Genomic DNA, 17,068 nt, shown 5'->3' with positions numbered 1-17,068 from the left:
TTATCGTACCTTTTTAGCGTTTTGCATAATCCAAGCAACGACTTGCTCGGGGTTGTTTAAATCCAGTATCGTAATCGTCGAGGGGAGCGCATAATCGTTGAGGTTGACGGTTTCATCGACGGCGATGGCGTCGGAACAGTCAAAGTAGCTCTCATTGAGTTTTTCTCGAAAAACGGCGATGCGCGGTAGCGGTAACGTTTTAAGCCCTTCGACGAGTAAAAAATCGAAATTGCCGAGCATCGCGATAATCTCGTCTAACGTTTTGTGGCGTTTTGAAAAAAGCGTCGTACGCGTCGGAGATGTGACGACGACCTCCGCTCCCGTTTGCGAAAATTTCCAACTGTCCTTTCCCTCGACGTCGAAGTGTGCTTTGTCGCTTGGATCGTTTTTGACGATGGCGAGCGTATAATCGCGTTTTAAAAGTGCCGCCACTTTTAAAATGAGCGTTGTTTTCCCACTATCGGAGGGTCCGGTGAATGCCACGGCTAAAGACTTCATTTTTTCCTGCTTTTTATGTTATGATGACTTTTTAAAAAAACGTTTTATTATATCAAATAAAAATTGAGTCTAAATTGATGCAGCACAGAGTTTATCGTTTTATGGGAATCGCCTTAATAAGTTTCTCGATGTTCGGCTGTGCATCCAAACTCGTGGATGCCGAAAATGAAAAAGTTCTCGATTACAGTATGACCAACTCGAAAAAGTTGGAAATCGTCAACTCCGCAACCTCCAAAACGTTCGTGACGGTCACGTATTTAAATCCTTTAACGCACGAAGACGTGAACCAAGAGAGCGAAAAATTTATCGTCGGGACCTATTTGGCGACCGGCGATGGACCGACTTTACCGATTATGCTTCAAAATTTTAAAATTAACGGGCAAAAGGCGCTTTCCGTGACGCCCTTAGAACAAGGCGATCTTTTGTTAAAACTCGTACCGTCGTCCAACGGGTGGACGAAGTACGTGTTGGTCGAGGCTCCGAAAACCGAAACGATCAAAATGGAGATTAGTTTCGAAAACGATCGGTCACAGAGGGTATCAGCAACGTTTCAAAAAGATTTTTAATCGAAACGCTCTCTCCCAAAAGCTCGCGATAAACGACGTAGTTCGCGAGCACCTTTTTACCGTATTCGCGGCTCTCTTCGTTTTGCATCGTCTCCAAACTCCAAAAGGGCTCATACGCCCCTTCTTTAAACGCTCCTCCTAGTAAATGACGCTTCGTAAAGCCGATACCGCCGTTGTAGGCATACGCAACAAAGAGCGGATGGTAAAGACTCTTTTCCAAGAAATTGAGGTGAATATTGCCGAACAAATAGGCGATATGCGGATGAAACATCGCTTTAATATCAAAATCTTCTATCTTCTCTTTTGCGGCAATGTCGCGTGCGACAAAAGGCATAAACTGCATCATACCCAGCGCGTAAGAGGTCGAAACCACCGAGGGGATAAAACGGCTCTCTTGTCTGGCGATCGCCAACATCAAGGCTTGGCGGTGCGTCGAATAGCCGGAGATCTCTTCGGGGTAGGGAATCGGATAGTAGTTTTTAGCGTAATGCGTGACGCGCTCCATCAAATAAACGTAATGCGGCAACGTATCGGCGTAACGAAAGCTCTGGGCTAGGGTTTGTACCTCTTCGCTTTTCATCGTATAAACGCGGTTCATGACGCGTGGCCATGCAAAAGGATCGCTCACGTCAAAGCTCGGATGCGAGCCTTCAAAAACGGGCGAAACGATTTCGGGAAAAGGAAGTTCCAACGCTTCGCGTGCGTAAAGCGAGTAGATATTGACGTCGCGACTTTGGGCGAGGCGTTGCAAGGCGTTGGCGTTTTTGGACGCAAGGTATTGCCAAAAAAGCGCTTTATCTTTCTCTTCTTGTTTGGAAGCACTCTCAATACTTTGTTCAAAAAAGAGCATCGCTTGATCGATTTGCGCGTATCGGAGTGCGTTGAGACCTAAATAAAAGAGCGTTTTGGACTTGACATGTAAGGAAGGCTTGAAGTGAAGAAGCGACTCTCGGAGCGTATCGAGTTTGTCGTTTTGCACGATGCTCATCGCAAAAGCGTTAAATTTCGGATTATTTGAAAGGGCACTAAGGTAAGCCGAATCCAACGATGTTTGGTCGAAAATACCGTCTTTATACGCGGAGATGCTGCCGTTGAAAAGCGTTAAAAAAGCGTCGGGATTTTTGAGTGCCTCGGCGTAAACGTCGTCGCTTTGCATCAGTTTAACAATGGGAATCAACGTGCTTTTCGCCGAGAGTTTGGAAAGAATAAGCGGCAATTGCGTTTTCGCTAAGGCGCTGATTTTATTGAGCGTAATGCCGATGTTAAAGCATTCGTTATCCTCTTTTAAAAGGGCGTTGACGTCCAAATCGACGCATTTAGAGATTTTCTTGTAGGTCGGATTGTCCATCTTTTTGGCAAAGAGATGAAAAAAACGCATGTTCATCGTATGCACCGCGCTAAACAACGCTTTAGCTTCTTGCGGCGTTGTTTCGGGGCGTTGCAGGTATTCGTAGATGTAAAAATCTTTCGCGAGGCTTCGAGGCTTATCTTGAAAAAAGGCCAACGTCACGGGATCGCTTGCCAAAAGCGGCAAGCAAAAGCAAAGGCTTAATACGAATCTATAAAGCATTGGCAAGCGCGAATAAGAGTTTTACGGCAAATAAGTCGATGAATTGTAACGCCAAAATGACGATGAGCGGTGCTAAATCGATACCGCCGATCAAGGTCGGAACGTAACGGCGAATCAATGCGTAAACGGGGTTCGTCAAGCGGTACAAGACTTGAACGATCGGATTGTACGGATCGGGTCTGACAAACGAAAGCAATGCCGCGATAATCACGATCCAAATATAGATGTTGATGACGGTATGCAATAAGGAGGCTAACGCTTCAACGAGAGTAGATAATACGATCATTTGAGAATCTCCTTCGGATATTTTTTAACATGTTGAGAATCGTCTAGTTTTTGAATATGTTCACGGTTGATCGCACGCAGCGTCTCCATTTCGAACGAAGTAAGAAGATCACTTTGCGGATCACATGTCGCGATCATGGCTTCCAACGTGAGGATACGGTTTGGCATCAGCAGGTAATTGGCGATCGCTTCGGGTATGAAACCTTCGTCTAAAAGCCCTTGCACGCTCTGCTTTGCGTCTTGAAACGCCGGAACGTACGCGTAGTGCATCGCTTGATCGTACCCTAAGCTTTTGCGAATCCACTCCTCTTGAGGCGCGTTGCTTCGGTGGGCTTCTTCGTCGATAATCGTCGTAACGCCTTGGAGCATATCGTCGCACGCACGGGCAAAAAGCGGCGTGGGGTATTTGTCGGTTTTCATGATGACGAAGCTATCTTCGTCTTTTGTCCGTTTTTTCATGCGAAGGACAAACGGATTGGGGTTATTCAAAACCTCTTCGGAGCTTAAGTTTTCACATGTACCGTCGTAAGGGGTTTTGTTTTCGGGACAAAAACAGATAAAGGCTTTGTGTTGATCCAACAACGTGGAGGCAAACTGGAGGTGGTATTTGAAATTGCGGCTTTGGTAGTACAACTGTGTGTACGAAATACCAAAGAGTGCCAACATATCCAAAGTATCGTGCTCTTTATCTTCAACGCCATGTCCTTTATCGGCATCGTCAACGCGCACGATGAAAGGCTCGTTGGCTTGCTTGGCGGCGATAAAATTTAACAGTGCCATACGAAGATCGTTAAGGCTTAGGTCACGCATCGGAGAAAATGACCATCGGTACATTATTTCAATGCCTCGCCCACGAGGGTATTCACTACGCTCGGATTGGCTTTGCCGCCGCTGTTTTTAAGTACCTGTCCTACAAAAAAGCCAAAAAGGTTGGTATTGCCCGCTTTGTATTTAGCGACGTTTTCGGGATTTTTAGCGATCACCTCGTCGATCAACGGTTTTAAAAGAGCAGGGTCGCTGATCTGTTTGAGCCCCTGTGTTTCGACGATGTGAGTCGGATTTTTTCCTGTTTGTGCCATTGTTTCAAAGACCTGTTTGGCGATCTTACTGGAGATCACGCCTTCGTCCATCATCGAAACCAATTCGGCGACTTCTTTGGCGCCAAATTTCAACTCAACCTCGCGTTTAAGTTCGCGTGCAACATCGTTGGCTACGATATTGGCGATGCTTGTTGGACTTTTTACATGTAAAAGCGTTGCTTCGTAAAAACGAGAGAGTTCCGCATCGCGTGCTAACGTATTGGCGATCTCGCTGTTGAGCCCGCTTTTCGTGTACGCTTCAAAACGTGCTTTTTCATCGTCACTCATGGGTGCCACATCGCCTTCAACATGTGCTTTTTTGCTCTCTGTTTTGGGGGAAGATTTTGCGGTTTCGCTCTTTTTTGCCCACGAATCTTTAAGCCCTACGATTTTATTGAAGACAGGTTTTTCGTCGGTATAATCGATGGGGTCGGCGTAAAAATAGCCTTGGCGTTCAAACTGAAAACGCACGTCCGGTTTTTCGGTGATGACCGCAGGTTCGATAAAGGCATTTGGGATGACATGTAAAGAATCGGGATTGAGGTCTTCCACGTTTTCCGGTGCATCGACCTTGTACAGACGCTCATACAGTCTCACTTCGGCTTTTTTGGCGTGCTTTGCACTCACCCAATGGATCGCACTTTTGGTTTTGATACCACTCATATCGGTGCCACTTTTGGAGTCTGGGTGATACACGGCTTTGATCTCAATGATCTTTCCGTTTTTATCTTTGATGACCTCTTTACATGTAAGAATGTACGCATGCTTAAGACGTACGGGTTGATGGGGTGTCAGACGGTAATAGCCCTCAACAGGATTTTCCGAAAAATCGTCTCGCTCAATGTAAATCTCACGCGAAAAAGGAAGCTTACGTGAACCCTCTTTGGGTACATCGTGCGGGTAATACGACGCATCGATCTCCTCTTCGCCTTCATAGTTTTCGATGACGACTTTGAGCGGGTCTATCACACACATAACGCGGGGTACTTTGGGGTTGAGATCGTCCCTAATGCAAAATTCCAATTGTGCCACATCGACCATCGAATTGGCTTTAGCGATGCCGATTTGGTCGCAAAATGCGATGATGGCTTCGGGCGTATAGCCTCTTCGTTTGTAGCCTGCGATGGTAGGCAAACGCGGGTCGTCCCAACCGTTGACGTAATTGCCGTTTACCAGTTCCAAAAGTTTGCGTTTGCTCATCACCGTGTAGTTCATGCCAAGGCGCGCAAATTCGTATTGGTACGGGCGAGGCGGGGTGAGCTCTAAAGCGTCTAAAACCCAGTCGTAAATGTCGCGGTTGTTTTCAAATTCCAGCGTACATATGGAGTGCGTCACGCCCTCGATGTAGTCCGATAAACAGTGCGCAAAATCGTACATCGGGTAGATGCACCACTCATCTTTGGTTCTAAAATGGTGCGCGTGGCGGATGCGGTATAAAAGCGGATCGCGCATTTTCATATTGGCGGCACTCATGTCGATCTTAGCACGCAAAACGTGTTCGCCATCTTTAAACTCGCCTTTTCGCATGCGTTCTAAGAGGTCTAGATTTTCTTCGATGCTACGATTTGCATACACGCTTCGGCGACCGGCTTCGGTAACGCTTCCACGGTATTCGCGGATCTCTTCTTCGCCCAGGCTATCGACGTAGGCTTTGCCCATTTTCACCAGTTGTACGGCATAGTCGTAGATTTTGGGGAAATAATCCGAGGCAAAACGCACTTCGTCTGCCCATGAAAAGCCCAGCCATGTGACCGCATCTTTGAGCGCTTCGACGTAGCGCATGTCCTCGGTGGTCGGGTTGGTGTCGTCCATACGAAGGTTACAATGCCCAAGGTAATCGCGCGCAATGCCGAAATTGATACAGATAGACTTCGCGTGTCCGATGTGCGGAAATCCGTTGGGCTCGGGAGGAAACCGCGTGATCACTTCTGGATACTTACCGGACTTCAAATCCTCTTCAACTTTGACGCGTAAAAAATCTTTGTTCTCGCTCATGTTCTTCAAACCTTTTTGATTGATGACTCTTGCAAATCTTTATTTTATCAAGCGTTAGCGCTAGATGAATGAACAAGATTTAAGGAATAGGTTATTTTATCTTATGTGGGATTAAAGTATCTGTAATTAAGGAAAATGATGATAGCCGAAACCGTTTATCGACGATGTTTATCGATAAAATTTATAATCAACGCTGACCACGATATTAGTACGATATTTACAAAAACTATCAACCAAAGGAAAGTATTCATATTCATGCCATTTCTCGACGAGAATTCAGAAGAGCACCTATCATGCTCTTCTGAGAAAAATCTTTAGCGTGTCGGTACGCGACTTGAAAGAGGCAACGGTTTATATTCGGGCATCATACGGCAATCCGTTGTCGGATGCCATTTGGAATCAAGCATACCGCATTTTTGTGATATTTCCAGGGGTGTCGGTTTTTTACCCGTTTCAATCCATGCCACAAGAGCATTCATTGCTGCAATATATTGTGCATCACTAAGATAACTGTGCTCTTTGTCGTTCGTATAGAGTTGTACCATCGTGCTTGAATGTCCTGCTTTTGCAACCGTTTCTTCCCACGTATCGGCAAGTTCGACAAAGGCTATAGGGTCGTTGATCCCACGCATCGTAATGATAGGAAGTGCGATATCTCCGGTTGGATTTGTATCTCTACCAAAATCGGTAACTGCCGCCGGATCGGCTTTGTAACGAAGTACTTTTTTATTGAGTTCTTCATCGTTAGATGAACCGACATACTTGACATGTTCATTCCCGAATGGGTTACGTCCGTCTAATCGATTGAAAATAATATCTTGAAAATGTTGTGTCGCCCAAGTGAGATGCCCTTGAATACTTTTTTCAGGGATTTTTATGACGTTAACAATGGTTTTAAGATTTTCTTTTTGTTTGTCGGAACGCTCAGCTTCCGGTTTGTTAAGCCCTAAACACTCATTGACTCTTTGTGTTAGGTCTTCTTTACTCATTTTAGCATCTTTGGTTGCAAGACCTTGCCAAAGCGGATATTGAACTTCATCGGCACGCGGATGGTTTTCACAAATAGCCTGCCAAACGACTCTTAAATCAAGCCTAAAGTCATAGGATTTTGTTCCGCCTGCTAAAACACCGCTGGTAAGCAATACGGCATCGATTTTCGGCTCTACTTTGGAAAGTGGACCTCCGATCTCGGCAGCACGCGCCGCAACACCGCCACCCCAGGATTGTCCGTGTAAAATGACTTTTTTAGTTTTTCCGACAAGCTTCGAAGCAATCGGCAAAAGACGTGCCGTATCTTCAGCCGCCGACATAAGTGCTACGCCACCTTGCCTGTAAGACGTAACGGCGAGGGCATTACCGCTTCGTACCCAAATGGACCAGCGTTCAAGATCTTCGATGGCACGTTCTGCTTTAGGGAGTTTCCCAAGTGCCGGACCTCCGTGGGAGTGTAAAACCAGATTGCCGTTCCATTCTTTAGGTTTTGCGACCCAATAATAGGCACCTGCTTCATCTTGTCCTGCCCAGCATGTCGTACCTTCCGGAAGGTTTTTCACTTCAGAAGGACACGGTTGAAGTTTCGGTTCTGCAAAAGAAGAAGCAATAACGATACTTGCCAAAAGACTACTTCGAATTAAAAATGATGATAATGTACATTGAGATTTCATAATACGATACTCCATAGTGTTCTCTTTAGTATAGGCTTTGAGAACGGTTAGTACCGCTTTCAAAGCCATTCACAAAAAGGGCAGACTAAAATTTATAGTTGGCTTTAAACCAAAGTTCTTCGCCTTTGCCTGTTCCTGCCGCCGCTGTTTTTGCAGACTCGTCGCCGAGGATGGTATAAAGGAGTTCGGTTTCTAATCCTTTAAGTGCACCGACAAACTTGTAGCTACCGTAAAAGTCGGTAATCGTTTGATCGTTTTGATTTGACGGCTTTGAAGCAACGTCGAGTTTGGTATAACGAGCACCGGCGCTAAGACCGAGTTGTTTAAAATTGTAGTTAGCATCTACGCTGTAGCCAGAAGTATCGGAACTGTAGGTTCCGACGCGTACTTGTTTCCCTTTTACGTAATTAGGTTGTGCGCCGCCGCCGAGTCCTGCTTTGACACCCTTGCTGCCTTCGTCGTCGCTGATGGAAGAATAAGCTACGTACGTTTTAAAATTGTCGTAACCGAGATTCACCTTTACGCCGTACATCGTGGCTTCATCGTAATGCTCCCAGTCGGTATATAGGTAATTTGCGGCAATTCCGTAGTTGATACTATTGTATTTGTTTGTATACTCGGCTTCAAAATAGTAATCTTGATAGCCTTGGATTCGACTACTTGCCGTTGAGCCTTTTGAATCGTCGTCAAAGGTTAAGTACTGGAAGGTTAGTTCGACATTAGGGATTGATTGGTTAACAACCATTGCGGTATAGGCGTAATCATGGTCTTTGTTAAGTTCTTCAAACTGACCGACGCCGCCTTCTCCGTCGCTTCGATCTTGGAATTTACTCACGGCACCTACCATAACGGTAGTATTTGGAAGATCCGTATTTGTGAGTAATGCTGCTTCAAACGATTGCGTAATCATACGGGATGTACTACTTCCGATCAACGGGGTTTTAATAAACTGTCGTCCCACTTTTGCGGTTGTTTTACCGATAGTATAAGTAATATATGCTTCTGAAAGTTGAGTACCTGAACCGTAAAGATCATCGTTTTGGTTTGTTCCGAATACTTCTTTTGCCGTTTCATCCGCAAAAGGTGCCGCACTTGTTTGTGTCGTGAATCCTAAGCCAAAGCCATAGAAAGTACCTGTATTATAGTGCAGTTGAAGGCCTGTTAAGAAAATATCCGAGCTGGAATTGGCAAGATCTTTATCTCGGTCGATATACCATGCCCTAAGTTCTCCGCTGATTTTTCCTTCCTTGAACGCATCGGCAAGAGTTTCTGCTGCAAATGAACCGGTGGTAAGACCAGCAACGACGATAGCCGCCAAACTAAGTTTAGCTAATTTCATACCTTTCTCCTTATGTGAAATGATTTTCAAGACATACGAAGTTTAGGAGAAAAAAGTTTCTGGAAAGTCGCTTTTTGGATCTGTTTGCAAAATAGCTTGAGAGGTAAATTGTAGTAAGAAAAGTATCTAAAGGACAACGTAAAATATTTTTCAAGCTAAAAGGATACGATAGCCTACGCCTGAAATATTTTCAATAGACTCTTTGCCTATTTTGGAGCGAAGTTTGTTAATGAGACTTTTAAAAGCACTTTCGCTTCCCATATCATCTTCCCAAAGCGTTGATTGTAGCTCTTCTTTGGACGTCATACGGCTTTTATTGACAATAAGATGATCTAATAGCTTGACTTCTTTTGCCGTAAGGGAATATATTTTTTCGTGAAACGTAATATTACGTTGCTGATAGCAATAGATTGCACCCGAGATAAAACGTACATTGACTTTTTTATATTGAATAACTTTACGAGCAGCATTTTTGAGTGTTTTTTCTAAGACGGTAAAATCGATCGGTTTGGTAAGATAATCGACCAAAGAGAGTTTAATGGCTTCTAAAAGATAGGATTTATCCGTATAAGCGGTTAAAAGAAAAATTTGAGATTTGTCGTCAAAATTACGTATCCATTTTACCAAGTCTATACCATTGATACCCGGTAAATTAATATCGCAAATAATAATATCAGGTTGAAAACTGTCATAAATTTTCATGGCTTCTTCGGCGGAGTCAACAGCCAAGACAACGTTACTAAAGTAATGCAGTACTTTGGTAAGCGTAAGCCGAATAGAGGCATCGTCTTCGATATACAAAATGTGAAGAGATTTGAGGGTTGTTTGTAGAGAAAAATCATTGTCTATATAATACGGCATTGTTTATCCTTGTTCTTTTTAATACAGCCCAACCATTTTCCACCATGCTAGACCGACGACAATAAAAATCAACTGATTAAGCAGGTTAATGATAAATCCGGCACTTAGCCACTCTTTTTTTGTGACATATCCAGACTCAAATAAGATAACGCCTCGAGCATGCGTATAAGGCGTTAATGAGCCGTATAAGCTACTGGAAAATCCTAAAAGTAGGGCTAACGGATAAGCGGGAATACCCAGTTTAACGCCCACTCCTAAAAAAACTACGTATAATGCGGCTACTTGTGCCGTACCGCTGGCAAAAAAATAGTGTGTATAAGTATAAATTGCATTAAGAACAACCAAAATAATAACCCAATGCATTGAAGCCATCGCATGTAAATGTTCCCCGATAGCCGTACCGAACCATTTCGTAAACCCTAATTTATGCAAGAATTCTGCCATCATGAGGAGAGCAGAGAGCCAAATAAGCGTATCCCATGCATTTTTTTCACTTTTTATATCATCCCAACTTAATACTCCCGTAACAATCAGGATAGAAAGACCGATTAATGCCGTTGTTGTTGCATGAATACCAAAATTTGCCCCACAAACCCACAAGAGTAAAACACCTAAAAATGTAATGCCCATCATGAGTTCCTCCCAAGAGAGGGCTCCTTTTTTTGCAAGCTCTTGAGTGGCAAAGCGATGCGCTTCAAGCGTCTCTTCAATATGTGGTTTCATAATAAAATAAAGTGCAATAGGAATAAAAAACAAAGAGATAAGGGCTGGAATACTCGCAGCAATAAACCAATCTCCCCAGCTTAGCTGAACACCAAAGCTACTAGCAAATTTAACAATGAGCGGATTTGCGGCATAAGCCGTAATAAAGAGTGTTCCCGTAATATCGTTGATATGACTCATGCACATCATAAGATAGGCACCCATTTTTTTTCGCGTAGGGTCATTCGGGTAAGATTTGAACGTACACGCAAGCGCATTGACGATAGGATACATTACCCCGCCCGCCCGAGCGGTACTACTGGGCGTGGCGGGTGCTAGGATAAGATCGGCGAAAGAAAGCGCATATGCAAGACCGAGAGTACGTTTTCCAAAATAACAAATCATTAAAAGTGCGATACGTTCGCCGAGCCCTGTTTTAATGAATCCTCTCGCAATAAAAAAGGCAATGACAATCAACCAAATAAGATCACTGTTAAAGCCGCTAAGCGCATCCGTGAGGGCTTTTTTTGAGGAGATGGCACCGGCGGCTCCCGTGATAGCAAAAACGGTAATACTTAAAATACCGATAGCCCCCATTGGCATGACATTAAACATAATGGCTACGATAGTACTGAGAAAAATAATCAACGTATGCCATGAGTGTAATTCTATAGCATCCGGTCTGATAAACCATACGATAGATGCGATTAGGGCAATGGAAAGAACGGGGATGATTTTGACGTAATCGTGCATCTTAAGTCCTTACATGTCAAAGAAAGTAATGTTATTATAAGCAAAAAAAGTCGCTAATAAGCTTTTTTTTCTTTGTATGTTATGATAATTGTCATGAAGCGACTCTCTTATTGTATTGTGATCTTGGCTATAGTGTCGTCGTCTGTTCTGCTCGGTGGAACGGAAACGTTTTTGAATAAAAAAGAAAAAGCCTATATTGATACAAAACCTATTTTAAACGTTTACGTCGAGCCTGACGTCTATTTTTATAGCTATACATACGATAATTATCTTAATGGCTATGCGATTCATTATTTACGACTGTTAGCCAAGAAACTTGATGTCGACCTTCATTTCGTAACCGATATTTCCCGTACGGAAGCGAAAAAACAACTTTCTTCCGGCGTTTTAGATATTGCGCTTTTCCCTACGTTTGATCCTATAGACGATCAGATGTTTCAATTGAGCAAATTTCCTATCGGTGTCTTACAGCCTGCATTGTTGATGCCAAAAATTTATCAGCTTTCTCCTGTATTGGAGTCTATTGAAAAATTACGTATCGTTATGTTAAAAGAGGATGCTTTTTCGGCCATCATCAAAGATAAGAATCCGGATGCGAGCATTGAAATCGTTAATAGCGTAGAAGAGGCGGTTACCAAAGTGGCTGAACAAGAAGCCGATTTGGCTATTGGTTTGCATGAACTGTTTACGGCTCATTTAGAATCTAAAAGGATTACGACTTTACAGAGTATTCCTATGCATAATAATGCAGATTTTTCAATGGTTAAAATGTTTTTAACGACGGCTAAAGAGAATATTGTTTTGATCTCTATTTTAAATAAAGCGATGGCTGAAATCGATTATAAGGAGCTTGTTTTTGCAAGAAATCGTTTTTTCCCCTCAAACTCTTTTCGTCAAACCGATATTAAAGTTCCGTTAAATGAAGAAGAAAAATTTTTCTTAATGGGACAACATGTCTTAACATTTTGTGCCGTTCCCGATGACCCGCCTTATGGTAATATCACACAAAATCGTTACAATGGAATTGGAGCCGATGTAATAGCTTTGTTAGAAAAAAGCTTAGATATTCCTATTCGGCTTGTTCCCACACACTCTAAAGAAGAATCTATTCTGAAGCTTGTCAGTAAAAAATGCGATTTTATTGCAATGTCGAGCGGCTTATCGGATGCTGATTCTCAAATAGCCTTTACCCCCGCTCTTTTACAAGTGCCTTTGGTTGTTTTAACCACCGATGATAGACTGTACGTATCAGATTTTAAAGAGATTGCAGATCGTTCTTTTGTGATACAAAAAGATCATCCTATGATTTCTCCTTTACGCACACTGTTTCCCTCCTTAAAACTTACCTTGGTTGATACGGACTTGGAAAGTCTAAAAGGTGTAGAAAAAGGGCAGTATTACGGTTTAATTACTTCTAATTTTACGGTTTCGCATCTTTTTGCCTATCACATTGCCGATAACCTTAAAGTTTCAGCCCAAATTCCTCTTACGATGCCCGTAGGGTTCGCACTCTTATCGGAGAATCGACTTCTTTACTCTATTTTAGCACAATCCACGCAAAGTGTTTTAAAAAATGAGATGAATCGTTTGATTCACAAATGGATTCCTGAACGTTCACCTCGAGGGTTCGATTATAAGGTTATTTTACAATTGGTACTCTTCTTTACGCTTTTTTCTGCTATTGCTTTTGCTCTTTATTTTGAAATTAGGCTTAAAAAAAGTCGTTTGGAAGAGGCCACAAAATCTCTTGATATACTCAACCACGAACTCGAATCGCGTATTAAAAAAGAAGTGGAAATCAGCCGTGAAAAAGATATGGTCATGTACCGCCAAAGTAGATTCGCAAGTATGGGTGAGATGATAGGCAATATAGCCCATCAATGGCGTCAGCCTTTAATGGAGTTATCGGCTATTTTGATGGATCTTCAAGCAGCGCTTCATTTTAAAACTAAAGTGACGGAACATGACGTAGTCGAGACGATTACCTCTTCAAATCGGGTCATTCAATTCATGTCTCGCACTATCGATGATTTTAGAAACTTTTTTTTACCGCAAAAAGAGTTAAGTGCTTTTTGCGTTAACGAAGTAGTGACGGAAGCGATTAACATTATGAAAGCGACACTGCACCATCATCGTATTACGCTAGAAGTGATTGAACATGTACCTGATGCCATGGCATACGGGCTCAAAAATGAGTATGCTCAAGTGATCATCAACTTGCTTTCCAATGCAAAAGATATTTTGATCGCAAGAGCAATCGCCAAAGGACATATTACGATTGAAATCGATCAAAATGCGGAATATTCAAAAGTCTCTGTAATCGATAATGCGGGAGGTATCAAAGATGAAGATTTTTCCCATATTTTTGAACCTTTTTTTACTAAAGAGAAGAGTAACGGTACCGGAATTGGACTTTTTATGTCGCGTATGATTATTGAAAATAATATGAAAGGCATGATTACGGTAGGAAATGTGGAGAACGGAGTTGCGTTTTGTGTCACGGTTCCAAGGTTTCATATCCTATGAACGCAAGCAACTTTAAAGCAACTTTTTTTAGCTATCGTCATCATGTTGCGTTATCCTTAAATTTTCACATGTGAGGCACTATATGTTATGGACATTTAATCAACGCGTTGCTTTTGTCGCAGGCATTTTACTCACTTTTTTTTTAGTACTTTTTGGCGGCGTATCGTATTTTAAAATGAAATCGTACTTGGAAAAAGAGATTACCGCAAAACAGATGAGTATTATGAAATCGCTTCAAACCGATATCAATGGATGGATGGAGCCTTGTATGCGTCAAGTGCAAGATGTGGCAAAAGAGCTTGAAATGCACGCACCTTTTAACAAAGAGGAAATCGTTCCTATTTTAGCACGTTCTAAAAAAGCCATCAATGCCGTTCAAGTCTACTTCGGCTTAGAAGACGGTAGAATGATATACGATACGGGTAAGGAACTTAGCAGGGATTGGTATGATCCTCGTAGTAGATCGTGGTACATAGAAGGACTTGCGGCTACGACGGTCGTTGTTTCAGAGCCTTTTGTCGGCTTTGCCAGCAATCAATTGACGGTCACTATTATGACTCCCGTATATGTGAACCAAGTAAAACAAGGTGTTGTAGCCGCATCGTTTTATGTTAATAAATTGTACCGTAAGATTAAAGGGATTCATACGGAAGAAGGATATGCTTTTCTTGTCAATGCTCAAGGTAAAATTATTATTCATCCGGATAAATCGATGATTAATGTTTCGTTACAAGAGCAAAATACTGCTTTAAAACAGATGTATGAACATATGGCGACTTATAAAAAAGGTTTTTACAATTATGCATTTGAAGGTAGAAAAGAGCTTATAACATTTGGAGAATTATACAATGGTTGGTTCATTGTCGTATCGGTTGAAAATGAGAAGGCCTATGCTTTTAATCATAATATGTTAAAGCTCTACTGGACGATGGGAATACTGATGATAGTCTTAACGGTTATGGTCTTAGTGCGAATGACCCATAAATATAGTAATCACGGGTAACTTATGAAAGCATTCACGAGTTTAATGGTTTTTTGTCTTTGTTGTTTGGGCATCACGCGTAGCTACGGAACAGGCTCGGATGAGGTTTTTCAAGAGGCTAATTATTTATTGCAAACGCATCAAGAGAGCCATTATGATCATAAAACAGTGATTGACGAAAAAAGAGGTTATTACCGTATGGACTGTTCTTCATTGGTGTGTTATGTTTTATCTAAAAGAGCACCTATCGCCTTAGGCATGATCCCCAAAGATGTCCATCATAGCCATGCAAGGGCACAAAACTTTTACGACTATTTTAAAACATTGGAAACAATGCCCAATGCGTATTGGACGGCAGTACGAACCGTCACTGAGTTGAAACGCGGCGATATAATCGTATGGAAATATGATCCTATGTTACGCAAAAAAGATACGGGGCATATCGTGATTGTTGCCGAAACACCCGTTCAAGAAGAGGCATATCTTTATCGCATTCGCGTAATCGACGCATCAAGAGGTCAACATGCTAAAGATACGAGAGTTGCGGGCAAAGATGGAATCGGTAGCGGCGATATGTGGTTTCGAGTGGATGAAAATAATTTCCCCGTAGGGCTTTATTGGTCGAGTAAAGAAAAACAAGAGGCTCGGCATTCTATTGCGATGGGGCGTGTGTTAAAAATCATCGGTGGTGAAAAGGTAGAGAGTGAAAGCGAACGCTCCACTAAATTGCTTTTACAAATCGGGTATATTTACTAAAAACGTGCTTTACATGTAAGGATTTCATTCTTACATGTTACGTTTTTTTTGCTACCATTAGGATTCCATACTTAGAAGGACGCACTAATGGATAGACTTCGAGATATTGCTATTTTTTCGCATCTTAGCGATACCCAACTTGAAAAACTGAAAAAAATCTCTTCGGTTAAAAAGTATCGTGCCAAAGAGATTCTTTTTTACGAGGGCGATGAGCCCGTATACCTTCACGTGTTGCTTCAAGGTACGCTTAAAGTGTATAAAACCAACCATAAAGGTCAGCAGATCTTTTTGCATCAGTTTTATCCCGGAGGTTTGGTGGCGGAATTGGCGCATTTTGAAAATATTCCTTATCCCGCGACTGCGGAGTTTATGAGTGATAGCGAAGTGCTTCGCATCGACTACAAAGCATTGGAAAAAGATTTTTTCAAAAATCCCGACATCTCCTTTGAAATCATCAAATCGCTGATCGCCAAGCATAAAATCTTGATCGACGTAATCCAAAAAGAGGTCATTTTGACCGCCGAGGCGAAGGTCGCCAAATTTCTTTTGGAAAACGAAGAATTGTTTAAAACGCTCAAAAATACTCAAATTGCCTCTATTTTGAATCTCACGCCCGAAACCCTTTCGCGCACGCTTTCCAAATTTAAAGCCTTAGCCTTCATCGAAGTCGGCGACGAAAATCATATTCGCATCGTAAATAGGGACAGACTTCAAGAAATGCTATAACTTTTTTCAATACTCCGTTTGCATATTATTGACATAGGTCAAGGTTTTTTGTCGGCTTTCTTTATACAATAGCTCTATAACTTTTACTATATTGTTTGTTTAATAATAAATTAATAATAGGAGGTTGTAAGTCTTTGGATACAAGAAAGCGTTATATCTTGTATTTGGGTCGAATAAGGCGTTGTCGCTGATGTTTCGATACGAAGCGACATAGAATATCAAAGGAGGAAATGTGAAAAAGAGTAATTTCCTAAAGTACGCGGCACTTTTAGCTTTCGTCGTCGCCATCGGCTTTTTGGCCTATATGGTACATGCGTCTAAAGCGTTGTCGTATCTCTCCAGCGATCCCAAAGCCTGTATCAACTGTCACGTCATGAACACGCAATACGCGACATGGCAACACAGTTCACACGCACGAGAGGTTGGATGTATCGATTGTCACTTACCGCACGACAACATCGTGAATAAGTATATCGCCAAAGCACGTGACGGGTATAACCATAGCGTAGCGTTTACGTTCAATACGTACAAAAATGCGATCAAGATCAGTGACGACGGTGCGAAGAGAGTTCAGGAGAATTGTATTTCGTGTCATGCGAGTTTAACCTCACAAATGGTTAAAAATGCCGATGCCAATCACAATTATGACGATCCAAGCGTCGCTACGGGTAGACGTTGTTGGGAGTGTCATAAGGGCGTGCCACACGGCAAAGTAAGAGGTCTTACCACGACACCGAATAATTTGGGTGTTAAAGAAGTACAGTAA

Annotated in this window: 15 protein-coding genes; 6 read left to right on the top strand and 9 right to left on the bottom strand. The window is 42.3% G+C overall.

Annotation, left to right across the window (positions count from 1 at the left end):
• Positions 1–498 carry a molybdopterin-guanine dinucleotide biosynthesis protein B gene (gene mobB / locus NL930_RS09430; RefSeq protein ID WP_254376520.1) on the bottom strand — a complete coding sequence of 166 codons (498 nt, stop codon included), beginning with the start codon at positions 496–498 and terminating at the stop codon, positions 1–3.
• 77 nt (positions 499–575) lie between these two features.
• Here mobB and NL930_RS09425 point away from each other — a divergent pair, with 77 nt between their 5' ends.
• Complete coding sequence (locus NL930_RS09425; protein ID WP_254376519.1) at positions 576–1,064, top strand: hypothetical protein; 489 nt, start codon at positions 576–578, stop codon at positions 1,062–1,064.
• On the opposite strand, the gene NL930_RS09420 is transcribed toward NL930_RS09425, so the two are convergent.
• The 8 genes from NL930_RS09420 to NL930_RS09385 form a co-directional block, all read right to left on the bottom strand.
• Positions 1,006–2,634 (bottom strand): lytic transglycosylase domain-containing protein, encoded by a 1,629-nt coding sequence (locus tag NL930_RS09420; RefSeq protein ID WP_354672754.1) that lies wholly within the window; start codon positions 2,632–2,634, stop codon positions 1,006–1,008. The genes NL930_RS09425 and NL930_RS09420 overlap by 59 nt on opposite strands.
• Entirely contained in the window at positions 2,624–2,920 is a 297-nt protein-coding gene (locus NL930_RS09415; RefSeq protein ID WP_082006823.1) for a YggT family protein, read from the bottom strand. The genes NL930_RS09420 and NL930_RS09415 overlap by 11 nt, the downstream gene beginning before the upstream one ends.
• A complete protein-coding gene (locus NL930_RS09410) occupies positions 2,917–3,753 on the bottom strand; it encodes a glutamate--tRNA ligase family protein (protein WP_254376517.1) in 837 nt (278 codons plus the stop codon). Before NL930_RS09410 ends, NL930_RS09415 begins: the two co-directional genes overlap by 4 nt.
• Entirely contained in the window at positions 3,753–5,993 is a 2,241-nt protein-coding gene (locus NL930_RS09405) for a glutamine--tRNA ligase/YqeY domain fusion protein (RefSeq protein ID WP_254376516.1), read from the bottom strand. Before NL930_RS09405 ends, NL930_RS09410 begins: the two co-directional genes overlap by 1 nt.
• A 314-nt stretch (positions 5,994–6,307) precedes the next feature.
• Positions 6,308–7,609 carry a hypothetical protein gene (locus NL930_RS09400; RefSeq protein WP_254376515.1) on the bottom strand — a complete coding sequence of 434 codons (1,302 nt, stop codon included), beginning with the start codon at positions 7,607–7,609 and terminating at the stop codon, positions 6,308–6,310.
• Positions 7,610–7,742: 133 nt separating this feature from the next.
• Positions 7,743–8,996 carry an OprD family outer membrane porin gene (locus NL930_RS09395; protein ID WP_254376514.1) on the bottom strand — a complete coding sequence of 418 codons (1,254 nt, stop codon included), beginning with the start codon at positions 8,994–8,996 and terminating at the stop codon, positions 7,743–7,745.
• A 150-nt stretch (positions 8,997–9,146) separates the two neighbouring features.
• Positions 9,147–9,857, bottom strand: a complete 711-nt coding sequence (locus tag NL930_RS09390) for a response regulator transcription factor (protein WP_254376513.1) — start codon at positions 9,855–9,857, stop codon at positions 9,147–9,149.
• Positions 9,858–9,875: 18 nt separating this feature from the next.
• Entirely contained in the window at positions 9,876–11,312 is a 1,437-nt protein-coding gene (locus NL930_RS09385; RefSeq protein ID WP_254376512.1) for a DASS family sodium-coupled anion symporter, read from the bottom strand.
• Between the two features lie 171 nt (positions 11,313–11,483).
• Here NL930_RS09385 and NL930_RS09380 point away from each other — a divergent pair, with 171 nt between their 5' ends.
• The 5 genes from NL930_RS09380 (at position 11,484) to nrfH (ending at position 17,068) form a co-directional block, all read left to right on the top strand.
• Positions 11,484–13,838: an ATP-binding protein gene (locus tag NL930_RS09380; RefSeq protein WP_254376511.1), complete on the top strand. Its 2,355-nt coding sequence runs from the start codon at positions 11,484–11,486 to the stop codon at positions 13,836–13,838.
• 82 nt (positions 13,839–13,920) lie between these two features.
• Positions 13,921–14,841, top strand: a complete 921-nt coding sequence (locus tag NL930_RS09375; protein WP_254376510.1) for a cache domain-containing protein — start codon at positions 13,921–13,923, stop codon at positions 14,839–14,841.
• Positions 14,842–14,844: 3 nt separating this feature from the next.
• Entirely contained in the window at positions 14,845–15,576 is a 732-nt protein-coding gene (locus NL930_RS09370) for a hypothetical protein (RefSeq protein WP_254376509.1), read from the top strand.
• 87 nt (positions 15,577–15,663) lie between these two features.
• Entirely contained in the window at positions 15,664–16,302 is a 639-nt protein-coding gene (locus tag NL930_RS09365) for a Crp/Fnr family transcriptional regulator (RefSeq protein WP_254376508.1), read from the top strand.
• Positions 16,303–16,534: 232 nt separating this feature from the next.
• A complete protein-coding gene (gene nrfH, locus NL930_RS09360; protein WP_254376507.1) occupies positions 16,535–17,068 on the top strand; it encodes a cytochrome c nitrite reductase small subunit in 534 nt (177 codons plus the stop codon).

The sequence above is a fragment of the Sulfurospirillum sp. hDNRA2 genome (assembly GCF_024206095.2).
Taxonomy (GTDB): Bacteria; Campylobacterota; Campylobacteria; order Campylobacterales; family Sulfurospirillaceae; genus Sulfurospirillum.
Note: the sequence above shows the minus strand (reverse complement) of the source record. Positions and strands in the feature narration are given on the sequence as shown.